At 32.5% G+C, this 24,947-nt stretch carries 17 protein-coding genes; 12 read left to right on the forward strand and 5 right to left on the reverse strand.

Annotation, left to right across the window (positions count from 1 at the left end):
* Window positions 1–81 precede the first annotated feature (81 nt).
* Window positions 82–1,386: an L-fucose:H+ symporter permease gene (fucP, locus tag VDP25_RS01955; RefSeq protein ID WP_334466198.1), complete on the forward strand. Its 1,305-nt coding sequence runs from the start codon at window positions 82–84 to the stop codon at window positions 1,384–1,386.
* Window positions 1,387–1,462: 76 nt separating this feature from the next.
* Window positions 1,463–2,614 carry an alpha-hydroxy acid oxidase gene (locus VDP25_RS01960; protein ID WP_334466200.1) on the forward strand — a complete coding sequence of 384 codons (1,152 nt, stop codon included), beginning with the start codon at window positions 1,463–1,465 and terminating at the stop codon, window positions 2,612–2,614.
* A 104-nt stretch (window positions 2,615–2,718) separates the two neighbouring features.
* Here VDP25_RS01960 and VDP25_RS01965 read toward each other — a convergent pair whose 3' ends face one another.
* On the reverse strand, window positions 2,719–4,770 hold the full coding sequence (locus VDP25_RS01965; RefSeq protein ID WP_334466203.1) for an HD family phosphohydrolase: 2,052 nt from the start codon (window positions 4,768–4,770) through the stop codon (window positions 2,719–2,721).
* Between the two features lie 114 nt (window positions 4,771–4,884).
* Between VDP25_RS01965 and VDP25_RS01970 the strand changes: the two genes are divergently transcribed.
* Together VDP25_RS01970 and VDP25_RS01975 are read left to right on the forward strand one after the other, a co-directional pair.
* A complete protein-coding gene (locus VDP25_RS01970) occupies window positions 4,885–6,063 on the forward strand; it encodes an acetyl-CoA C-acyltransferase (RefSeq protein WP_334466206.1) in 1,179 nt (392 codons plus the stop codon).
* 9 nt (window positions 6,064–6,072) lie between these two features.
* On the forward strand, window positions 6,073–6,822 hold the full coding sequence (locus tag VDP25_RS01975; protein WP_334466209.1) for a C40 family peptidase: 750 nt from the start codon (window positions 6,073–6,075) through the stop codon (window positions 6,820–6,822).
* A gap of 48 nt (window positions 6,823–6,870) precedes the next feature.
* On the opposite strand, the gene VDP25_RS01980 is transcribed toward VDP25_RS01975, so the two are convergent.
* The gene (locus VDP25_RS01980) at window positions 6,871–8,160 is read right to left on the reverse strand and encodes a tetratricopeptide repeat protein (RefSeq protein ID WP_334466212.1); all 1,290 of its coding nucleotides are present in this window, start codon (window positions 8,158–8,160) and stop codon (window positions 6,871–6,873) included.
* Between the two features lie 26 nt (window positions 8,161–8,186).
* Window positions 8,187–10,745 carry a DNA gyrase subunit A gene (gyrA, locus tag VDP25_RS01985; RefSeq protein WP_334466214.1) on the reverse strand — a complete coding sequence of 853 codons (2,559 nt, stop codon included), beginning with the start codon at window positions 10,743–10,745 and terminating at the stop codon, window positions 8,187–8,189.
* 273 nt (window positions 10,746–11,018) lie between these two features.
* Between gyrA and VDP25_RS01990 the strand changes: the two genes are divergently transcribed.
* Entirely contained in the window at window positions 11,019–13,568 is a 2,550-nt protein-coding gene (locus VDP25_RS01990; RefSeq protein ID WP_334466216.1) for an ATP-dependent Clp protease ATP-binding subunit, read from the forward strand.
* Window positions 13,569–13,668: 100 nt separating this feature from the next.
* Complete coding sequence (locus VDP25_RS01995) at window positions 13,669–14,040, forward strand: hypothetical protein (RefSeq protein WP_334466218.1); 372 nt, start codon at window positions 13,669–13,671, stop codon at window positions 14,038–14,040.
* Window positions 14,041–14,047: 7 nt separating this feature from the next.
* Here VDP25_RS01995 and hutH read toward each other — a convergent pair whose 3' ends face one another.
* Window positions 14,048–15,577, reverse strand: coding sequence for a histidine ammonia-lyase (gene hutH / locus VDP25_RS02000; RefSeq protein WP_334466220.1), 1,530 nt, complete (start codon window positions 15,575–15,577; stop codon window positions 14,048–14,050).
* Window positions 15,578–15,710: 133 nt separating this feature from the next.
* Here hutH and VDP25_RS02005 point away from each other — a divergent pair, with 133 nt between their 5' ends.
* Complete coding sequence (locus VDP25_RS02005) at window positions 15,711–16,748, forward strand: TlpA family protein disulfide reductase (RefSeq protein ID WP_334466222.1); 1,038 nt, start codon at window positions 15,711–15,713, stop codon at window positions 16,746–16,748.
* A 61-nt stretch (window positions 16,749–16,809) separates the two neighbouring features.
* Here the strand turns inward: VDP25_RS02005 and VDP25_RS02010 are convergent, their stop codons facing one another.
* A complete protein-coding gene (locus VDP25_RS02010; RefSeq protein ID WP_334466224.1) occupies window positions 16,810–18,363 on the reverse strand; it encodes an NAD(P)H-hydrate dehydratase in 1,554 nt (517 codons plus the stop codon).
* Window positions 18,364–18,847: 484 nt separating this feature from the next.
* Here VDP25_RS02010 and thrA point away from each other — a divergent pair, with 484 nt between their 5' ends.
* From thrA to VDP25_RS02035, 5 genes are all read left to right on the forward strand, one after another.
* On the forward strand, window positions 18,848–21,319 hold the full coding sequence (thrA, locus tag VDP25_RS02015; RefSeq protein WP_334466226.1) for a bifunctional aspartate kinase/homoserine dehydrogenase I: 2,472 nt from the start codon (window positions 18,848–18,850) through the stop codon (window positions 21,317–21,319).
* Window positions 21,320–21,344: 25 nt separating this feature from the next.
* On the forward strand, window positions 21,345–22,271 hold the full coding sequence (locus tag VDP25_RS02020; RefSeq protein WP_334466229.1) for a homoserine kinase: 927 nt from the start codon (window positions 21,345–21,347) through the stop codon (window positions 22,269–22,271).
* Between the two features lie 85 nt (window positions 22,272–22,356).
* Window positions 22,357–23,646, forward strand: coding sequence for a threonine synthase (thrC, locus tag VDP25_RS02025; RefSeq protein WP_334466232.1), 1,290 nt, complete (start codon window positions 22,357–22,359; stop codon window positions 23,644–23,646).
* 67 nt (window positions 23,647–23,713) lie between these two features.
* Window positions 23,714–24,520: a hypothetical protein gene (locus tag VDP25_RS02030; protein ID WP_334466235.1), complete on the forward strand. Its 807-nt coding sequence runs from the start codon at window positions 23,714–23,716 to the stop codon at window positions 24,518–24,520.
* A 57-nt stretch (window positions 24,521–24,577) separates the two neighbouring features.
* Window positions 24,578–24,928 carry a ribose-5-phosphate isomerase gene (locus VDP25_RS02035; protein ID WP_334466238.1) on the forward strand — a complete coding sequence of 117 codons (351 nt, stop codon included), beginning with the start codon at window positions 24,578–24,580 and terminating at the stop codon, window positions 24,926–24,928.
* The last annotated feature ends 19 nt before the right edge of the window (window positions 24,929–24,947 follow it).

A 24,947-nucleotide genomic window follows, 5' to 3' on the forward strand; every position in this document is an offset into this window, starting at 1 on the left:
TCAGATTATTAAAGCACTATTCATTTTTAGATTTTAATTTGAATGGTGCTTTTTTTCATTGAAACAAAAAACTAAGACTAAATGACGAATTCAACAAAAATACCAGTAGTATCTAAAGAGGTCATAGTACCATTTGTACTCATCACATCTTTGTTTGCACTTTGGGGTTTTGCTAATGATATTACAAATCCTATGGTAGCTGCATTTGGAACTGTAATGGAAATTTCAACAGCAAAAGCCGCATTAGTACAATTAGCTTTTTATGGTGGTTATGCAACGATGGCTATTCCTGCGGCACTTTTTGTTAGAAAATATAGTTATAAAAAAGGAATTCTTTTAGGTTTAACCCTTTACGCCTTTGGAGCTTTATTGTTTTATCCAGCGGCAAAATTTGAAGTTTTTGGATTCTTTTTAGGCTCACTTTATATATTAACCTTTGGATTAGCCTTTTTAGAAACCACAGCCAATCCTTTTATACTATCAATGGGAGATGAACGTACGGCAACGCAACGTTTAAACTTAGCACAAGCCTTCAACCCTATCGGGTCGTTGTTTGGCATGTTTGTAGCATCTAAATTTATACTTACCGCTTTAGATTCTGACAAACGTAACGAGGCTGGCGAACTTATTTTCAATACGTTAAGCGAAGCTCAAAAAGCCGTTATTAGAACTCACGATTTAGAAATTATTAGAAACCCTTATGTTATTCTTGGTTTTGTTGTTATCGCCATGTTAGTGGTTATTTCTATCACTAAAATGCCAAAAAGGAAGGTTAGCGATAATCCAACCAGTGCGGCATCGTCATTTAAAAGATTATTCAAAAACGGAAAATATAAAGAAGGAGTTTTAGCGCAATTATTCTATGTTGCCGCTCAAATTATGTGTTGGACATTTATCATTCAATACGCAGGAAACTTAGGCATACCAAAAGCAGAAGCTCAAAACTACAACATTGTAGCCATGGCTATATTTTTATGCAGTCGATTTATAAGTACATTTTTAATGAAGTATGTTAACTCTAGAAAACTACTTATGATTTTTGCACTTTGTGCTATGGCAACCACATCTGGTGTTATATTAATTGAAGGTATAGCAGGTCTTTATTTACTAGTAGCTACTTCAGCATTTATGTCTTTAATGTTCCCTACCATTTACGGTATTGCATTAGACGGTTTAAGAGCAGACGATACTGCTATTGGTGCAGCTGGTTTAGTAATGGCAATTGTTGGTGGGGCTTTAATGCCAATTTTACAAGGATTAATGATAGATACTGAAAAGATAGGGCCATTTTCTGGTGTTAACTTCTCTTTCATTCTACCATTTATTTGTTTCTGTTTTATTGCGCTTTACGGTTATAGAACTCTAAAAAAATATAAGCACCAATAATGAAAGTTTTTGATTTTGCTTTCAATAAAAACTGAAAATTAACAGATAAAAATTACCAACTACAAGACGCATAACAATGGCTATAGAATTTAACTCAAAATACCCATCAGTAGATGATTTAAGAACAAAGGCAGAAAAAATGATACCCAAATTTGCTTTTGAATACCTCGATGGTGGCTGCAACGAAGATGTTAATCTTCACCGAAATACTTCAGAATTAAGAGATGTACAATTAATTCCACAATACTTAAGAGATTTTAACGGAGCTAATTTAAAAACAAAGTTATTTGGTATTGAATATGATGCTCCTTTTGGAATCGCACCAGTAGGATTACAAGGTTTAATGTGGCCAAATGCTCCAGAAATCTTAGCAAAAGCGGCACACAAACACAATGTGCCATTCATTTTAAGTACGGTAACAACAACAAGTATAGAACGGGCTGCAGAACTCACCGAAGGAAAAGCTTGGTTTCAGTTATACCACCCAACGGAAGATCGTTTAAGAGACGATATTATAAAGAGAGCTGCTGCTGCAGAATGTCCTGTATTAGTCATTCTATGTGATGTGCCAACTTTTGGGTTTAGACCAAGAGATATAAGAAACGGTTTGGCAATGCCACCTAAGATGTCTGTTAAAAACATTTTGCAAGTTTTAGGAAAACCAAAATGGGCCATGAATACCTTACGTTACGGTCAGCCTAACTTTGAAACTCTTAAGCCATACATGCCTAAAGGTTTAGATTTAAAACAATTGGGTAAGTTTATGGATGCGACGTTTTCTGGTCGTTTAAACGAAGAAAAAATAAAACCTATCCGTGATATGTGGAAAGGTAAGATTGTACTTAAAGGTGTGGCTTCAGAAGAAGATACTAAAGAAGCAATTCGTTTAGGTTTGGATGGTATTATTGTTTCTAATCATGGAGGAAGACAATTAGACGCAGGAGAATCTACAATTAAACCTCTATCTCATATTGCTGCTAAATATGGCGATCAAATTGAAGTGATGATGGATAGTGGTATCAGATCAGGTCCTGATGTTGCTAGATCGCTTGCTACTGGAGCTAAATTTACATTTATGGGACGCTCATTTATGTATGGAGTTTCGGCTTTAGGGCATAAAGGTGGTGATCATACTATTTCACTTTTAAAAACAGAATTACAACAAGTGATGGAACAACTATGTTGTGAACGCGTTGAAGATTTACCGAAGCATTTATTAATAAAATAAATTTCCCCTAATAATAAAACTTAATTAAAAGCATAGTAATTGTTGTTTAGTAAACGATTATTTTTTTAGAAGAAAAAGCCGCTGTAGGGAGTGGCTTTTTTTTATTATTCAGGGTACTCTATTCTTAGATGGTAAATATTCGCTAATTTATGTTTAAGCACTTTTTTGATAGATTGAATTTCTTTAAACGTAATATTCGCATTTAAAAACTGACCACTCTCCATTTGCTTATTGATTATGTTTTCAACAAAATCATTAATCTTTGTACTTGTAGGATCTTTTAAACTTTTTGAAGCAGCTTCTACACTATCACACATCATTAAAATTGCTGTTTCTTTACTAAATGGTTTTGGACCTGGATAAGTAAAATCGCTGATATCAACATTTTCATTCTCAGCTTTTTCTTTCATATAAAAATAATACACTAAGCTGGTACCATGATGTGTTCTAATAAAATCTATAACACGATCTGGTAAATTGTATTTTTTAGCAATTTCAATGCCTTTAATTGTGTGATCAATAATGATTTTCGCAGATTCTTTATTCGATAATTCGTCATGAGGATTAATACCCGTACTCTGGTTTTCTGTAAAATACGTTGGATTATTCATCTTGCCAATATCATGATACAAGGCTCCTACTCTAATTAACATAGCATTAGCTCCAATTTCATTAGCTGAAGCTTCAGCCAAATTAGCTACATTTAATGAATGATGAAATGTCCCTGGAGCTCTGTTTGATAATTCTTTTAGCAATTTTGTATTTGTATCAGACAATTCTAATAAAGATACGTCAGACACCAGTCCAAAAATCTTTTCATAAATATAGATTAAAGGCTGAACAAACAAAGTCGCTAAACCACAAAGCACAAATAAACCAAAGGTTTCCCATTTTAGACCTGTTAATTGCCCTTCGTGAATAACGAAAAACGCAAAATAAGCAATGATATAAATAAATGTTATTTGTCCTACTGATATAAAAAGGTTAGCTCTTTTATATAATTCTGAGACCGTTAAAATCGTTACCATTCCTGCAATAATCTGAAGAAACATATACTCGTAACTATTAGGTACAATAAAACCTAAAAGTAATACCGTAAGTACATGTGTAAAGAGACCTAATCTTGCATCGAAAAAAGCTTTTAGTACGAGTGGTAAAATACATAATGGCACCACATAGATATACTGAGAATTAAAGTTAATAACCAAAGTGCTTAACAATATCATTAATGCGATATTAAAAAATATAAACGTCACTTTAGTGTTGTTTAAAAAGACTTCGAGTCTATATTTTCTTAAAAACAATAATAACATAAGTAATGCCAATGCCACCAATAGTGTGTAAGCTACAAGAACCCAATTATAATTAGCAGAATTCCATACTTGAGATTCATATTCGGATTTTAAAGAGCTTAAAATAACGTATTGATCTTCCTCTACTACTTGTCCTTTAGAAACTATGAGTTGGTCTTTTTCAATACGTCCTCTCGTTAAAGAAATTCGTGACAATTCCTCTTCTAAAGCTTTATCACTAAGACTTTTATTGAGTTTTATATTAGGTTTAATAACATCGAAAAAAATAGAGACTATACGCTTTTTTGTATCTATAGATAATGTATTTCCTAAATCCTTCTCTACAAGTGCTCTCCATTCACTTAACTCATACAAACTGCCATATTGCAACTCTTTTTGAATGGTATTAGATGACGTTAAAAATACAGGTCTATCTTTATCATAATTATAATCTAAATCTAATATTCCGGAATTATAAAGCTTGTTTACAATTGATTTACCATGATTAAATAACGTTGTATTTTCAGTTCTAAGAGTACTAGAGTCTTTAAATACTTGGTTAAATCTCATCGTAAAATCTAACAAAACATCGTCTTCAACACCTTTAGTGACCTCAAAATACAAAGGACTATGATTTTTAATTTCGCGTTGTTCTTTGTCTATTTCACTTTGGGATTTCTTTATCGCAAAATTAAATGGAGCATATAGGTTTTCGGATTGCCATGGCTTACCCTTTTCAAAAGAGTATCTAAACTTCCCTGTTTTAGGAAACAAGTAAACAATAAACAATGTGGTTAATAAGAATAATAATATCTTATAAACTAAAGCATGATTCTTATACCATTTATTGAGGAATACATTCATATACAATCAAATGTAATAAATATTAGAATTTTAGACTGCTAATATCATTAATACATTCTAAAATCTCTTAAAAAATGTTTAATTTCGCTCCAAATAACATCAAATATAATCACAATGAATAAGGACGTCGTTATAGTTTCAGCAGTTAGAACACCAATTGGAAGTTTTTTAGGAAGTTTATCTACAGTACCAGCACCTCGATTAGGAGCTGCGGCTATTAAAGGAGCTTTAGATAAAATTAATTTAAAACCAGAGCTAGTAGATGAAGTCATTATGGGAAATGTTGTGCAAGCTGGTACAGGACAAGCTCCTGCAAGACAAGCTGCTATTTACGCAGGATTACCAAACACAATTCCATGTACTACAGTTAACAAAGTATGTGCTTCAGGAATGAAAGCTGTAATGCAAGCTGCTCAAGCTATACAATTAGGTGATGCAGAAATAGTTGTTGCCGGTGGAATGGAGAACATGAGTTTAATTCCACATTATTATCATGCAAGAACTGGTACAAAATTTGGACCAGCAACGCTTGAAGACGGTATGCAAAAAGACGGATTAGTTGACGCTTATGACAATAATGCCATGGGTGTTTGTGCCGATTTATGTGCAACTGAATATAAATTCTCTAGAGAAGATCAAGATGCTTTTGCTGTTCAGTCTTATGAACGTTCTAAAGCGGCTTGGGATGCTGGAAAATTTGAGAATGAAGTTATTGCTGTTGAAGTTCCTCAACGTCGTGGAGAACCTGTAATTATTGATAAAGATGAAGAATATACGAATGTGAGAATGGATAAAATTCCTGCATTACGTCCTGCATTTACTAAAGACGGAACAGTTACTGCTGCAAATGCATCTACAATTAACGATGGAGCTGCTGCTATGATATTAATGAGCAGAGAAAAAGCTGAAGAATTAGGCTTACAACCTATTGCTGTTATAAAAGGGTATGCAGATGCTGCACATGAACCAGAATGGTTTACAACAGCGCCTGCTAAAGCTTTACCAAAAGCATTAGCTAAAGCGAATATTGATATAAAAGACGTTGATTTCTTTGAATTTAACGAAGCATTCTCTATTGTTGGATTAGCTAATATGAAAATTTTAGGATTAGACGATAGTAATGTAAATGTTAATGGTGGTGCCGTTTCTTTAGGACATCCACTTGGATGCTCTGGCGTAAGAATTTTAGTGACCTTAATTAACGTATTACAACAAAATAACGCCAATATTGGAGCAGCTGCTATTTGTAATGGCGGTGGAGGTGCTTCTGCAGTGGTATTAGAACGCGCTTAACCAAACTCTATGCAATACGGCATTTGCAATCTTGGCATTGTACCTATACGATTAGAACCTAGCGATACCAGTGAAATGGTAACGCAAGCTCTGTATGGTGACTTTTTTAAAGTGCTTGAGCAACGAAAAAAGTGGAGTCGCATCCGTTTTGCTTTCGATAAATATGAAGGTTGGATAGATAATAAGCAATACTTAGAAATTGACGCATCTAATTATAATGACCTAAATAAATCTGGTGTTAATTTATCCAAAGATTTAATTGAATTTGTATCAGATGCTTCAAATAATTTATATCCTATTCCTGTTGGTTCAGATTTAAATGGGTTAAACATACTTAAGCATAACTTTGATGGTACTGCCTTAACCTCAAAAAGCGCTAAAGAAAATATTGTTAAATCATCTTTTTTATTCTTGAATGCCCCCTATTTATGGGGTGGAAAATCACCTTTTGGAATTGATTGTTCTGGATTTACACAAATGGTATATAAACTCAATGGGTATAAATTATTTAGAGATGCTTCTGAACAAGCAACACAAGGGGAAGCTCTAAGCTTTATTGAAGAAAGTGAACCTGGTGATTTAGCCTTTTTTGATAATGCAGAAGGCAACATTACTCATGTAGGTATTATCATGAAAGATAATTACATTATCCATGCGCATGGCAAAGTAAGAATTGATCGTTTAGATCATAGTGGTATTTATAATATTGATAAGAATACACATACCCACAAATTGAGAGTTATTAAAAAAATAGTATAAAAAAAGCGGCTTTTCAGCCGCTTTTTTTATACTATTTTGAATCTAATTTTAATTTCCACCTGCAGCAGAAGCTTCCATTTTTTCAATCCTAGCTCTCATAGCTTTAAACTTATCAGTTTCACCTAAAGCGCTATATATGTTCATTAACGTTTTAGCCGCATCTATATTAGTATTTCTCAACTCTAAAGCTTTCTCTAAAAAAGGAATAGCTTGATAATACAATTGTGAACGTTTTTCTTTTAACTCATCATATTTTCTGTTATCTGCAGAACTATTTCCTAAGCTATTCATCTCTTCAACAATCTTAGCTTCACCTTCTAACATTACAACTGCAATATTGTTATAAGCATCTACATAACCAGGGTTAATAGAAATAGCTTTTTCATAATATTTTATAGCAGCTTCTGGGTTACCACCTTCAGCAGCTAACACACCTAAATTATACTGTAATTCAGCATTATTAGGATCTTTAGTAGTTGCTTCTTCCATTAATTCTTTAAATCTTTCTCTGTTACCCATTTTTAGGTAAACATTAGCTTCTGATAATAATAAACCTAAATCATCAGGATTTTCTGCTCTAGCATCAGCCATAGCTCCTAAAGCTTTTTCATTATCTCCTTGTGATACATATATTAAAGCGATGTTCTTTACTATTTCAGCTGTTTTAGATTCGCTTTTAGCATCTCTAGGCTTAGTATGAGCTTTAGATTTTACAGAAAAATTTCTTGTTTGCTTATTGGCAAACAATTCTTCTTCACCAGTTTCTACATTTGTAGCATAGTAATTCATTTGGATACCTGTATATCCCATGTTTTTTAATTCTACATAATAGTCTAAAGCAGTATCATAATCTTGAGAAGTTACAGCAGCAGAAGCAGCGTAATAAAGATATAACGTATCTTTAGGAGACATTCTGTAAACTTTTTCAAAGCCTTTTGCAGCAACAGTGTAATTCTTACTACTAAACGCATTGTTAGCTTTAGTTAGAAATGTATTAACCATTCCTAATGACATTTCATTAGCTTCTTGGGTATATTTTAATTTCCCCATTTTAGATTCTAATTCTTTCAAGTCATCTAAACTTACTATAGCTTCATCTATATCTTTATCAGAACCTTTTCCTTCTGCATAAAGAGCTTTAGCTTTAAGGAAATAGAATTTGGCTTTAGACTTATCATCCATATTTCCTATTAATGCTTCTGCAGCTGATACTGCAGATTTAGCATCTCCAAAATTCGAATTTTTTAGTGCTTTTTCAATGGCTTTAATCTCGTTCTTTTGTGCAAAAGACATTGAGGAAACAATTAAAAGTAACACTAATGTCAGTAATTTTTTCATCTTGTAATAAATAGTTTTGTTGTTAATTATTCGTTTTCAGTTTCATTATTATCAATAGCCGTGCCATCTTCAGCTGCATCTTCATTATCAATTGATTCAGAATTAATTACTTCGGCATCATCAATACCTTCAATATCTTCTTCCTCATCTTTCATCACTTTAGCAACTGCTGCAATAGAATCATTTCCTTTAAGGTTGATTAATTTAACACCTTGTGTTGCTCTTCCCATTACACGTAAATCTGCCACAGCCATACGTATAGCTATTCCAGATTTATTAATAATCATTAAATCATCTTCATCGGTTACATTCTTAATAGATACTAAGTTTCCTGTTTTTTCTGTAATAGAAATGGTTTTTACACCTTTACCACCTCTATTGGTAATTCTATAATCTTCTAAACTAGAACGTTTTCCGTATCCATTTTCAGAAACCACAAGAATATTGCTATCCATATCGTCTACAGCAACCATACCTATAACCTCATCGGTTTTTTCATCTTGAAGACGAATACCACGTACACCAGATGCATTTCTACCCATTGGTCGTGTTTTCGCTTCTTCAAAACGGATAGCTTTACCAGATTTTAAAGCTAACATCACTTGGCTTTCACCTGTTGTTAATTTTGCTTCTAATAAAACATCGTCTTCCTTAATGGTAATGGCATTAATTCCGTTAGATCTTGGTCTTGAATATTGCTCTAAAGAGGTTTTCTTAACCTGACCTTTTTTGGTCGCCATTATTACATAATGATTGTTAATGTAATCTTCGTCTTTTAAATCTTGAGTACAGATAAAAGCCATGACTTTATCATCTTGCTCAATATTTATTAGGTTCTGAATTGCTCTACCTTTAGACGTTTTAGCTCCTTCTGGAATTTCGTAAACTCGCATCCAGAAACATTTTCCTTTTTGCGTAAAGAATAGCATGTATTGATGGTTAGTACCAACAAATAAGTGCTCTAAGAAATCCTCATTACGAGTCGTTGATGCTTTCTGACCAACTCCACCTCTATTTTGTGTTTTATATTCTGAAAGTGATGTACGTTTAATATAACCTGCGTGAGAAATTGTAATTACCACTTGTGCATCAGGAATCATATCTTCAATACTCAAGTCTCCTCCTGCATATTCTATTACTGAACGACGATCATCTCCATATTTATCTCTAATAACTTCAAGCTCTGCTTTAATAATATCCATTCGACGTTCTTTCTTGTCTAAGATATCTTTAAGGTCTATGATTGTTTTCATAATTTCCTCATACTCACTTCGCAGCTTATCTTGCTCTAAACCTGTTAACTGACGCAAACGCATCTCAACAATAGCTTTGGCCTGAATCTCAGATAATTTAAAACGTTCTATTAAACTATTACGAGCCTCATCTGCATTTGATGATGCACGAATAATTTTAATAACCTCATCAATATTATCAGAAGCTATAATTAAGCCTTCTAATATATGAGCTCTTTCTTCAGCCTTACGCAATTCGTAAGTGGTTCTTCTAACAACTACATCATGTCTGTGTTCTACAAAATAATGAATTAGTTCTTTTAGGTTTAATAACTGCGGACGACCATTTACTAATGCAATATTATTAACACTAAATGACGATTGTAAAGCTGTATATTTAAATAACTTATTAAGTACAATATTAGGTATTGCATCACGCTTTAAAACGTAAACTATTCGCATACCATTTCTATCAGATTCATCTCTAATAGTAGCAATACCTTCTAATTTTTTTTCATTAACCAAGTCAGCAGTTTTCTTAATCATATCTGCTTTATTGATTTGGTAAGGAATCTCTGTAACTACAATACATTCTCTACCTTGTACTTCTTCAATAATTGCATTACCACGCATTACAATACGCCCACGACCTGTATGAAAAGCTTCCTTAACCCCATCATAACCATAAATGGTTCCACCTGTTGGAAAATCTGGTGCTTTGATATGTTGAATTAATTCATCTATTTCAATATCATTATTGTCGATGTAAGCAATTGTTCCATTTACCACTTCGGTTAAGTTGTGTGGTGGCATATTTGTTGCCATACCAACAGCAATACCTGAAGCTCCATTAACTAATAAACCTGGAATACGCGTTGGAAGAACTGTTGGCTCTTCTAAAGTATCATCAAAATTTAATTTATGATCTACAGTTTCCTTATCAATATCTGCTAACATATCTTCAGATATCTTACGCATTCTTGCTTCTGTATAACGCATTGCAGCCGGACTATCTCCATCTACAGACCCAAAGTTACCTTGTCCATCAACTAACATATAACGCAAACTCCATTCTTGAGCCATACGTACCATAGCGTCATAAACTGAAGTATCACCATGTGGATGATACTTACCTAAAACCTCACCGACAATTCTTGCTGATTTTTTATGTGCTCCAGTTGCTCTAACACCTAATTCGTGCATACCGTAAAGTACACGTCTATGAACTGGTTTTAAACCGTCTCTTACATCTGGTAGCGCACGTGACACTATGACCGACATTGAATAATCAATGTAAGCCGATTTCATTTCATCCTCAATGTTAATTGGAATGAGTTTTTCTCCTTCTGCCATATATAAAATTAATTAGTTTTTTTGTGAATTTTCATAACGCGCTAATATAACCAAAATACCACTGTTTTTAGAGAAATACCACTTGGTTTTTGGTATTTTTTATTAACAATATTTGATATCTTTTTCGTTAATAAGTATCTGCAATTTTCCTTTGATTTAAAAAGCTTTTTTACTCTCTTCGTTTACGACTTATAATAATCATATAATTAAGGTACGGTTTTTGACTTATACTCAATATGTTTTTATTATTTTTAAAGCAGAAAGGAATATAGTATGGATGATAATTTTTCCCCAAGAGTTAAAGATGTAATTGCTTACAGCAAAGAAGAAGCTTTACGTTTAGGTCATGATTTTATTGGTACTGAGCATTTAATGCTTGGACTTTTAAGAGATGGAGACGGTAAAGCTATAGATATTTTAAGCGCCTTAGATGTAGATCTAAATCACCTAAGACGTAAAGTAGAGATTTTAAGTCCTGCCAACCCAAATATCGTAACTACATCGAACGAAAAAAAGAACTTGCACTTAACAAGGCAAGCAGAGCGTGCACTAAAAACAACGTTTTTAGAAGCAAAACTATTTCAGAGCACCTCAATAAACACAGCACATTTATTATTGTGCATTTTAAGAAATGAGAATGATCCTACAACAAAGCTTTTAAACAAGCTAAAAGTAGATTATGATAACGTAAAAGAAGAATTTAAATCTATGGCAACTAACGAAGATGATTATTTAGAAACCCCAAAAGCAGAATCGTTTTCTGATGATGATATGAACGAACAAGAAGATGCAAAACAGAATCCGTTTGGAGGCCAATCTAGTAAAACAAACAAGAAATCAAAAACACCAGTTTTAGATAATTTTGGTAGAGACTTAACTGTACTTGCTGAAGAAGACAAATTAGACCCTGTTGTAGGACGAGAAAAAGAAATACAACGTGTCTCTCAAATTTTAAGTCGAAGAAAGAAAAACAACCCCTTATTAATAGGAGAACCTGGTGTTGGTAAATCTGCTATTGCCGAAGGTTTAGCATTACGCATTGTAAAGCGAAAAGTATCTCGTACCTTATTTAATAAGCGTGTCGTCACTTTAGACTTGGCAAGCTTAGTTGCAGGCACAAAGTATAGAGGACAGTTTGAAGAACGTATGAAAGCCGTTATGAACGAGCTTGAAAAGAATGATGATATTATTCTTTTTATTGATGAGATTCACACTATTGTTGGTGCTGGTGGTGCTACAGGAAGTTTAGACGCCTCTAATATGTTTAAACCAGCTTTAGCAAGAGGTGAAATACAATGTATAGGTGCAACTACTTTAGATGAGTACAGACAATATATTGAAAAAGATGGTGCCTTAGAACGTCGTTTTCAAAAAGTTATTGTTGAACCAACTTCTGTTGAAGAAACCATCGAAATCCTTAATAATATTAAAGGAAAATACGAAGAGCATCATAATGTCGATTATACAGATGAAGCTATTGAAGCTTGTGTAAAGCTAACTAATCGTTATATGACAGAGCGTTTTCTTCCAGACAAAGCTATCGATGCTTTAGATGAAGCAGGTTCTCGTGTACATATTACTAACATAGATGTACCAAAACAAATTCTTGAACTAGAAAAGAAACTTGAAGAAGTAAAAGAAACAAAGAATAGCGTTGTTAAAAAGCAAAAGTACGAAGAAGCAGCAAAGCTTAGAGATGACGAAAAACGATTAGAAAAGGAACTCGCAACTGCCCAAGAAAAATGGGAAGAAGAAACAAAACAACACAAAGAAGTTGTTACTGAAGATAATGTTGCTGATGTAGTTTCTATGATGACAGGAATTCCTGTAAATAAAATAGCACAAACAGAAATCACTAAATTATCTAAATTACCAGAATTAATTAAAGGTAAAGTTATTGGACAAGATCAAGCTGTTGCTAAAGTTGTAAAAGCGATTCAACGAAACAGAGCTGGACTTAAAGACCCTAACAAACCTATTGGATCATTTATATTCTTAGGGCAAACTGGTGTTGGAAAAACACAATTAGCCAAAGTATTAGCTCGCGAGCTATTTGAAAGTGATGATTCTTTAGTAAGAATAGATATGAGTGAATACATGGAAAAATTTGCTATATCGCGTTTAGTTGGTGCACCTCCAGGATATGTTGGATATGAAGAAGGTGGTCAATTAACAGAAAAAATAAGACGTAAGCCTTATGCTGTTGTCCTTTTAGATGAAATTGAAAAAGCACATCCAGATGTCTTTAATATGTTATTACAGGTTCTAGATGACGGGTACTTAACAGACAGTTTAGGTCGTAAAATTGATTTTAGAAATACTATCATAATTATGACGTCTAACATTGGAGCCAGAAAGTTAAAAGACTTTGGTACTGGTGTAGGTTTTGGCACTTCTGCAGCAATAGCTCAAGAATCAGATCATGCAAAAGGGGTTATTGAAAATGCACTTAAAAAAGCGTTTGCACCTGAATTTTTAAACAGAATTGACGATGTTATTGTCTTTAATGCTCTAGAGAAAGAAGATATTAATAAAATTATTGATATTGAACTAGTTAAGCTTATTAATAGAATTAAAGATTTAGGTTACGATCTTAAACTTACAGATAACGCTAAAGGTTATATCGCCGAAAAAGGATTTGACAAACAGTATGGAGCAAGACCATTAAATAGAGCCATTCAGAAATATGTTGAAGATGCTCTAGCTGAAGAAATCATTAATTCTAAAATTCAAGAAGGAGATATTATCACTATGGATTTAGATGAAAAAAATGATGTCTTAAGCATAAAGATAAAATCAGCGGGTAAAACTACAGAATCATAAATAGCGATTTTTAATATTTTAAAAATCATTCATAATAAAAAAACTCCTTTATAATTAAAGGAGTTTTTTGTATTTTGTAAGAAAAATAAGTGCTTTTTTTATGCAAAAATTTATTGATATAGGCTTCTGTACATTAAAATTCTACAAAAATTATATGATCACAACTATAAATGAAGGTGTTCATGTAGATAAGGAACAAAATGAAGCACTCATCAAAATAGCAGAAAACTATTATTCAAACCAACCTTTTGTATACATTAGCCACAGAGTAAATTCTTATTCCGTAAATCCCAATGTTTACCCAAGAACTTCTAAAACTAAAAATTTAGCTGGTTTAGCCGTAGTAACTCACGATTATAAAGCCAAAAGGAATGCTCAAATCGAAAAATTATTTCTTCACAAACCTTTTGAAATTTTCGCCACTTTAACAGAAGCTTTTAATTGGGCTGATGAGCTAATTAGCAATAGCTAATGCATCCTTATTTTAAATCGTAATGATTTAAAAATAACTCCTCTATTTCAATATCAACATCTTTTAGAAACTGAATAGAAGCTTCAATAGAATCATGTAACACCTCATCTACTTTTATAAATGGCACTACTTTTCGGTATTGCTCTAAAAATGATTCTAACAAAGGAGAAGTTTTCAAAGGTCTTCTAAACTCTATGGCTTGTGAAGCATTCATCAATTCAATAGCAATAACACGATCAACATTTTTTATCAAAGTATAAGCCTGTGTCGCGGCATTGGCTCCCATACTCACATGATCTTCTTGTCCATTACTAGAGACAATACTATCTACACTAGCAGGAGATGCCATTTGTTTATTAGCACTTACGATACTTGCTGCAGTGTATTGCGGAATCATAAAGCCCGAATTTAAACCAGGATTATCTACTAAAAATGCAGGCAAACCTCTTAAACCAGATACCAATTGAAAAACACGTCGTTCTGAAATATTACCTATTTCAGCCATAGCAATCTTCAAATAATCCAAAGCTAATGCTAACGGCTGACCATGGAAATTTCCTCCAGAAATAATTAAATCTTCTTCATGAAAAATATTAGGATTATCTGTTACAGAATTAATTTCCGTTAAAATCACTTTCTCAACAAAATCTAAAGTGTCTTTTGTTGCTCCATGCACCTGTGGAATACAACGAAACGAATAAGGATCTTGTACATGTTCTTTTTCGCGCGTGATTAATTCACTTCCGTTTAAAAATTCATTAAAGCGTCTTGCTACTTTTCGTTGTCCTGGATGTGGTCTTACTGCATGTACCAAATCATGAAAAGGATCTAAGCGTCCATCAAAAGCATCTAAAGAAATACTAGCAATAATATCTGCCAAATACGATGTTTTATGAGACATTAGCAACAAATAAACACCATAAGCGCTCATAAATTGCGTACCATTTAATAAAGCTAAACCTTCTTTAGCTTCAAGTGTTATAGGCTCCCAATTAAACTCTTCTAAAAGTGTTGCTGCATCATATTCCTTATTGTTATGCATCACTTTTCCTTTTCCTAATAAAGGTAATGCCAAATGTGCTAAAGGTGCTAAATCCCCTGAAGCTCCCAAAGAACCTTGCGTAAACACAAATGGAAAAATATCGTTATTAAAAAATTCAATCAATCTTTCTACGGTTGCTAACTGCACTCCACTATGGCCATAACTCAGTGACTGAATTTTTAAAAGCAGCATCACTTTAACAATAGATTCTGGTACACGCTCACCTGTTCCACATGCATGAGACATTACTAAATTTTCTTGAAGCTGACTAAGATCCGTATCAGAAATCTTTACATTATATAACGATCCAAAACCTGTATTAATTCCATACATAGGTTTTTTTTCATTTGCCAATTTATTGTCTAAATACGTTTTACATTTCTGTATCTTATGTTTAGATGCCTCTGAAAGTTTTAGCTTTTTATTCTTATAAAAAATATTATAAATCGTTACAATATCTAAAGCATCAGAAGAAATTATATGAAAGTTATCCATTAGGAAGAATTTTAATGTTTTTTTTCAAAATTGAGAATATTTTTGGATTCTACAAGGTTTTGTTAATAATTCATTTCAATATTAATTTTATTTTTTAATGGTTATTTTTGCAATCGAAAAAAAAACAAAATTTATGAAACGATTATTAGTGCTTTGCTTAGCTACAACTATTTTAGCTTGTAAGGGAGAACCTAAAGATTATGCAACAATTTCTGGAAAAATTGAAAACCCAGATAATAGTAAAACTCTAAAAGTTTTTAAAGGTAGCGAGTACGAAAAAATAATTAAGCTTAATGATGATGGTACGTTTAAAGATACATTAAAAGTTGTTGAAGGAGATTACACCTTTTTACATGGAAAAGAATACGGATCAATCTATTTAAAAAATGACAAAACGTCTGCTTTTGAAGTAGACAACGACTCCTTTTTAGAATCAATTGTTTTTAAAGGTGATAATTCGGATATTAATAACTTTTCTGTTAGATCATTTTCAATTTCTAAAGACTATTTTACAGAAGACCTTATTAATTATGGCACAAAAGAAGATTTAGAAAAAGCAATTGAAGACTACAAATCGGCATATAATGATATAAAAATCAAATATCCTAAAGTAGACTCAACTCGAGTAGCACTAATGGATAGAAATATTGAAGGTTCTATTGTACAATTAAATAGATTTATGGCGTCTAAAATAGCAACACGTGCTGCTTTTCCTAAAGGATCACCATCTCCTACTTTTGAAAATTATGAAAATTTTGCTGGTGGTGACTTATCGCTTTCAGACTTAAAAGGAAAATATGTTTACTTTGATATTTGGGCGACTTGGTGCGGACCTTGCATTAAGGAAATTCCTTCTCTTAAAAAGGTTGAAAAACAATTTGAAGGCAAAAACATAGCTTTTGTAAGTATTTCTGTAGATAATGGTCGTGGCTATAAAAATGATGCCGCTGCAGCATACCAAGGTTGGAAAAAAATGGTTGCCGATGAAGAACTTGGAGGCATTCAATTAATGGCAGATAATGGTTTTGCTTCTGACTTTATTAAAAGTTACAAAATCAATTCAATTCCAAGATTTATTCTTGTAGATCCTAATGGAAATATTGTTGATGCAGATGCTCCAAGACCATCAAGCCCTCAACTTATTAAATTATTTGAAAAATTGGGACTATAATTTCAAATCTCAATTAGTAAAAGCCTGTTTCAAACATTCTATTGAAACAGGCTTTTTTTTATTATTTGTTTTGTTTTTCTTCTTCCTGAGGTTGCTCTGGCTGTTTAAACAAATCAATATAAGCCTCACCAATGGTTGCTACAATATGACTAGCAATTAAACTTTGGTAACCGTAATCTTCTAATGAAATATCTGCAGCTTTTCCATGGAGGTAAACTCCAAAAATAGTTGCTGCTAACGGTTCGTATGCTTGCGCTACTAATCCGGAAATAATCCCTGTTAAAACATCGCCACTTCCCGCTGTTGCCATACCAGGATTTCCTGTGGTATTCACATAAAGTTTTTCATTATAAACAGTTATAGAATGTGCTCCTTTTATAAGAACTATAACATTATATTTTTTTGAAAATGCTTTTACCTTTTTAAGCTTTTCAAAATCATCAGACCAAGCTCCTACTAAACGTTCCAATTCTTTAGGATGCGGAGTTAAAATAGATTGCTCTGGTAATAATTTTAATAAGGCTTTCTTTTTTGAAAGCAAGTTGAGAGCATCTGCATCTATTACTAAAGGACTTTTATTTTGTTTTAAAAAGGCCTCAAATGCTTTTGCTGTTTTTTCTGAAGTTCCCAATCCTACTCCAACACCAATTACTGTTGGTTCTATCTCAAATTGAATATTAGAAATATTAGTTTCATCTTCATCTGTAATTACCATAACCTCTGGAATAGCCGTCTGTAAACTTTGATAACCACATTTAGGAACATAAGCTGTTACCAAACCACACCCAGAGCCTAAAGCTGCTCTACTAGCTAAATTAACAGCGCCTATTTTACCATAACTACCTCCTAACATTAAAACATGCCCAAAATCTCCTTTATGTGCAAATTTTTGTCTTGGTTTATAAATTGGCAAAACTTCATGTTTAGATATAAGCTCTACTTCTGTTTCTGTTTGCATTAAATAATCACGATCTATACCAATATCTAAAGCTTCCCATTGTGATGTATACTTGGCTGTTTCTGGTAAAAAGAAGACCAATTTAGGAGATTGAAAACTCAGTGTATAATTAGCATGAACAACTGCTTTACTATCTTCTACAGCTTTATCTGTATAAAGTCCCGAAGGAATATCTATAGATAATGTAAACGCTTTAGAATCCCTAAACTTTTGAAATAATTCTTGAACCCAAGTATTAGGTGGCCTATTTAATCCTATTCCAAAAACAGCATCTACAATAATATCATCTACTCCAATAACAACATCTTCAAAATCGCTTTTGCAACTTAACATTGTAGGCCATTTTTTAGTAACGTTTTTTATATGATCATAGTTAAGCAAAAAGTCCTTAGTACGTTTATCACTGCAATTTACAATGTAGGTTACCACATTATAGCCATGGGTAATTAAATGTCTAGCCAAAACTAAACCATCTCCACCATTATTACCAATACCACAAAATACATGAATAGGCACCTGCGCACCTTGCATGCGCATATGCATCCAATTAAAAATTTGTGTTCCTGCTCTTTCCATCAATTCTGTTGATGATATTTTTTGGCGTTCTGTAGTTAATTTATCGCCTTCATAAATTTGTTCTTTTGAAAATAATTTCATGTATTGTCTATATTTATTTTTTATAAGTCACATGGCACTCTCAATCAATTCATTTTATTGATAATAGAATTTTGAACATGCTCGTTTCATTTGTATATTATTTATCAGATTAAATTCAGTTAATAAGAGTTCACAAATCATTCTTACTCTATAGAAAACATTTGTCACAAAACGTTACATGTGAATAATTTAATACTGGACCATATTTATTAATTATAATTCATTTTTTTAATAAAGATTACCTCTTTTTTACTAATTCCCTAAAAAGCTATGATTAGTTTTTTTATTGTTATAAAAATAATACTTTTGGTATGTAATGAAAACAAATCTTAAAATAACATCACATACAATGGGTAATGCTAACAGCATGTGTATTTCTATGTTTTTCATTTCAACTATTATTACCCTTTGGGGTAATTTATAATATGCTCTCCGTCCCTTATTGTCTATTTAGACATTTTATTCTCTTAAATTACATAAACACATGAAAATTCTAAAATTTGGCGGAACGTCTGTAGGTTCAGCCGAAAACATAAATAAAGTTATTTCTATTTTAGAGCAACAATCTAAAGACACTAATATTGCTGTAGTTGTTTCTGCCGTTGGTGGTATTACAGATAAATTATTAGAAGCGGCAAACTTAGCTTGTAATAAAGACTTAGAATATAAACAAACCTATAATGCCATTTGGTCTCAACACAGTAAAGTTATTGAGGGGCTTTTTGAAAATTCAGATCATGATAAAAATCTCAAAAAGAGCCATGAAGCCTTATATGATTTAATTTCAGAAAAATTAAATGAATTAAAAAGCCTTTTAGATGGTATCTATTTAATTAATGAATTGTCTCCTAAAACTAAGGACAAATTATTGAGTTTTGGTGAAGCCTTATCATCAACTATAATTTACCACACTTTAAAATCCAGACAAGTTGATGTTGCGTACAAAAACGCACAAGAGTTAATTGTAACAGATTCTAACTTCAATAATGCCACTGTTAATTTTGAGATTACCAATATTAATATTCAATTATATTTTAATTCAAATTCAAACGCTATAGTCTTATTACCAGGTTTTGTTTCTAAATCTGTACACGGAGAAATAACGACTTTAGGTCGCGGAGGATCCGATTATACTGCCGCAATAATTGCAGCTGCCATAGATGCAGATGAATTACAAATTTGGACAGATGTTAGTGGTATGTACACCACCAATCCAAAATTGGTAAAACAAGCTGCTCCTATTGTAGAACTATCATACCAAGAGGCTGTAGAATTATCACATTTTGGAGCCAAAGTTTTATATCCACCAACAGTGATGCCTGTGCTTAAAAAGAAAATTCCTATTGTGATTAAAAACACTTTAGATCCTGAGGCACTAGGAACTACAATAACAGAAAACACGCAACCAAATGGCTCACCTGTTAAAGGTATTAGTAATATTGAAAATATAGCATTACTGACTTTACAAGGTAATGGTATGGTTGGTGTTCCAGGGTTTGGAAAACGCTTGTTTGAAACTTTAGCTCAAGAAAAAATTAACATTGTTCTAATTACACAATCTTCTTCTGAGCACTCTATTTGCTTCGGAATTTCAGATAACGATGCCAAACGTGCCAAAGAAGTTATAGATACTGTTTTTGAATATGAAATTCAACTTTTAAAAATAGATCCAATCATTGTTGAAACCAACTTATCCATTATTGCTGTTATTGGAGATAAGATGAAAAACCACCAAGGCATTAGTGGCAAAATGTTTAGTACACTAGGTAAAAACAATGTTAATATTAGAGCGATTGCCCAAGGAGCTTCGGAACGTAATATTTCTGCTATTATTCATAAAAATGATGTAAAAAAAGCACTAAACAGCTTACACGAGCAGTTTTTTGAAATTAAAACAAAACAAATCAACTTGTTTATTACAGGTGTTGGTAATGTTGGTGAACGCCTAATTGAACAGATTCATCAACAAAAATCTTACCTTAAAGAAAACTTTAAAATCAGTTTAAAAATTGCTGGCCTGTCCAATTCTAGAACTATGGTTGTTAATGACGATGGTATCAATTTAAAACACTGGAAACAGCAGCTAGAAAACGGAGAAAAAGCAAGTTTAAAAGGCTTCTTAAATCATGTAAAAAAACTAAACTTAAGAAACTCTGTCTTTGTAGATATTACAGCTAATGATGCCGTTGCTAATATATATGGAGATTATCTTAAGCATAGTATTTCAGTTGTAGCTTGCAACAAAATTGCTTGTTCTGGAAACATTGAATACTACAATGAATTAAAAACATTGTCTAGACAATACAACGCAGCATTTTTGTTTGAAACCAATGTTGGCGCAGGACTACCTGTCATAGACACCTTAAATCATTTAGTTACCTCTGGAGATAAAATAAATACTATACAAGCCGTTTTATCGGGGAGTCTTAATTTTATATTTAACAACTTTAATGCTGAAACTACATTTTATGATGTGGTAAAACAAGCCCAAGAAGAAGGCTATACCGAACCAGATCCTCGTATTGATTTAAGCGGAATTGATGTTGCAAGAAAAGTTCTAATTCTGGCTAGAGAAAGTGGTCATGCTTTAGAACTATCTGATTTGGAATCTGATAATTTCTTAACCAATGATGCCATGGAAGCAGCTTCTGTAGAAGACTTCTTTAAAACATTAATAAAAGATGAAACCTATTACCAAAGCTTATTTAAATCGGCTGAAGATAAAAATTGTCAACTAAAATTTGTTGCAGAGTTTAATAACGGAAAAGCTAAAGTTGGACTTCAAGAAATTCCTGAAGGGCATCCATTTTACAACCTTAAAGGTAAAGACAATATCGTTATGTTTTATACACAACGTTACCCAGAACAACCCATGATTATTAAAGGTGCTGGTGCTGGTGCAGACGTTACAGCTTCTGGTTTGTTTGCAGATATTATAAGAATCGCTAATAATTAGATGACCGCTATCGCGGCAAATAAATATGAAAAACGAAATCAAAATATTTTCGCCTGCAACAGTAGCAAACGTGGCATGTGGATTTGATGTCCTTGGTTTTTGCTTAGACACCATTGGTGATGAAATGGTCATTAGAAAAACAGAAAAAAAAGGTATTAAAATCACCAAAATTGAAGGCTACGATTTGCCCTTTGAAGCCGAGAAAAACGTTGCTGGTGTTTCAGCATTAGCGATGTACAATGCTTTACAACCAGATTGCGGTTTTGAAATTGAAATCTATAAAAAAATTAAACCTGGCAGTGGTATTGGAAGTAGCTCTGCAAGTGCAGCTGGAAGTGTTTTTGGAATGAATGTTTTACTAGGTTATCCATTAAACAAAACACAGCTAACTAACTTTGCTATGAAAGGTGAAGCCTTAGCCAGTAAATGCGAACATGCCGATAATTTAGCGCCAGCTATTTTTGGTGGTTTTACACTGGTAAAAAGTGCCTGTCCATTACATGTTTTAGAATTACCTACACCTTCAGATGTATTTGCAACTCTAATTCACCCACAGATTGAAATAAAAACATCCGAATCTAGAGCAATTCTTCCAAAAGACATTCCATTAAGTAATGCCATTACACAATGGGCAAATGTTGGAAGCTTGGTTCATGCTTTACACACATCGGATTATAAGTTATTAAAAGACTCATTAAACGATGTGGTTATTGAACCGTATCGCAAACAACTGATTCCACATTTCGACGCTATCAAAAAGGCATCATTACAAGCAGGAGCTTTGGGCTGTGCAATCTCAGGTTCTGGACCATCAATTTTTATGTTAAGCAAAGGAGACGCTACTGCTCAAAATGTAGAAAAAGCAATTAGAGATGTCTATGCTAAAACAGATATTGCATTCGAAACTTATGTTTCAAAAATTAACACAGAAGGTATAAAAATTTTAAAGTAAACACGAGGTCACTCTTAACGCCATTAAAATATTGGGATGAACCTTACCAATAAATCATTCTTCTGAACATAATATAAAACAACTAATGAACTACTATTCACTAAACAGAAAAGCACCAAACACAACTTTTGAAGATGCTGTTGTAAAAGGATTAGCACCAGATAAAGGCTTATATTTCCCAGAATCTATTACACCTTTAGAGGCCTCTTTTTTTGAAACGATTGAAGACAAATCAAATACAGAAATTGCATTTGAAGCAATTAAACAATTCATTGTTCCTGAAATTCCTGAAGATGTCTTAAAAACGATTGTTGAAGAAACCTTAAGTTTTGATTTTCCCGTAGTTGAAATAAATAAAAACATTTCAACACTAGAGTTATTTCATGGACCAACTATGGCATTTAAAGATGTTGGAGCACGTTTTATGGCGAGGTGCTTAGGGTATTTCAACAAAACCAATACTAATGATGTCACGGTATTAGTAGCTACTTCTGGAGATACAGGTGGCGCTGTTGCTAATGGTTTTTTAGGTGTAAAAGGTGTAAACGTTGTGATTCTTTACCCAAGTGGAAAAGTGAGTGATATTCAAGAAAAACAATTAACAACACTTGGTCAAAATATTACAGCTTTAGAAGTTGATGGAGTTTTTGACGACTGTCAAGACATGGTAAAACAGGCCTTTATGGATGAAGAGTTGACTAGTAAAATGCAGTTAACTTCGGCTAATTCTATAAATATTGCACGTTGGTTACCACAACTCTTTTATTTTATGTTTGCATACAAGCAATTAAAATCAAAACACAAAGACATTGCTTTCTCTGTTCCTAGTGGTAACTTTGGAAATATTTGTGCTGGTATGGTCGCTCAAAAATTAGGATTACCTGTTAAACATTTTATAGCTTCAAACAACGCTAATGACACGGTTGTAAATTACATGACCACACAATCTTACGACCCAAAACCATCTGTACAAACTATTAGTAACGCCATGGATGTTGGTAACCCAAGTAACTTTATACGTATCCAAGAATTACATAATAACGATTTTGATGCCCTAAAAACTAATTTATCATCTTACAGTTTTACAGATGCTGAAACTAGAACGGCATTACTAGAGTTATACAAAGAATTCAACTATGTCGCTGATCCACATGGTGCTGTTGGATATTTAGGTGCTAAAACCTATTTAGAAAACAATGATGCACATGTGGTGTTTTTAGAAACAGCACATCCAACAAAGTTTTTAGATGTTGTGGAAGATGTCATTAAAAAAACGTTGCCTTTACCTTCTCAAATTGAAGCTGTAATAGATAAAGAAAAAGTATCCAATAAAATTGCTATTTATGAAAAATTAAAAAGCTTTTTACTGAGCTAATACTATTCTTTTCTTCATATTTGAGTTTTAAAGCTTATTTAATTTTAATTATGCCTACAATCTGAATATGAAAAACATACATATCCTTTTTTTTAGCTTATTTACTTCTGTTATTTTCAGTCAAAATAATGCTCCTGAATTGTTAACTAAAAATAAAATCACTAAGATTATAATTCAAGGGTATGAATACCAAGACAATTCACTAATAAAACAGACATATCACGTTAATGAAATTGATAATTATGGAAATACAACAGCATTTAAAACATACGATTTAAACGACTCTTTAATTAAAGAAACGAATTATAAAATTTCTGATGATGGGAAGACACAATATAGTACAACATTAGATGAAAAAGGAGCGGTAAATTACTCACACATTATTACTAAAGATTACGAAAATCGCTCTATGCGAAGGTTACAATTAAATGCCGAAGGCGATACTTTAGTACATCAACTTAGAATTAGAGATAAAAACTTAAAGGATAGCATTCTATATAATATCATAAAAAACAAACGGATTGTTAGTTACACATGGAATTACAATGATGGTGGAATGTTAATTTCCAAAGCAAAATTTGACAAAAACGGAAATCTAATAAACAAAGATATTTACACATATCATATAAATGGGAACTGTGTAAAAATGAGAAATGAAAACAGGACTGTTGTGTCTAATAAATGTACCGAAAGGAACAAAGAAATTAGAAAATTTTCAACAAATCGTACAGGTTATATGTCGGGAATAAAGTTAGTATTAGAAAAAGGCGGTAAAAGTATAGAAACAAGATTAGACAATGGACTAGTAGAAAAAAAAGAGTATTTTTCTAAAAAAGGAAAATTACTAGCATTACTTAAATATACATATCACTAGCTATTAAATCATTTAAAATTCCTTATTTTAAACAGTAAGAAATCTAGTTTTCCTAAAATGTCTAAAACACTATATACCATATATGTCATAGAACTTTCTAAACGCGTGTTTACTGAAAACACTAAGTTTAGAAAAGCAAATCCGCAGTTTAATGGTGTTTTAGAGTGTTTATATGTTGGTATGACAAGTAAAACACCTAAAGAACGCTTTTTACAACACAAAACAGGACATCGGAATAAAAAAGGGTATAAAATATCTTCAAATATTGTAGAGCAATATGGCACCTATTTACGCCCTAGTCTTTTTAATCATATTGATCCTTTTTTTACCAGAGCCGAAGCTTTAAAAGCTGAAGAACAAATTGCTTTAGAATTAAGAAGAGAAGGTTATGCAGTTTGGTTTAATTAACCTTTTATCCATTGCTTCT

The organism is Winogradskyella sp. ECml5-4, assembly GCF_036903175.1.
In the GTDB taxonomy this organism is placed as follows: Bacteria; Bacteroidota; Bacteroidia; order Flavobacteriales; family Flavobacteriaceae; genus Winogradskyella; species Winogradskyella damuponensis.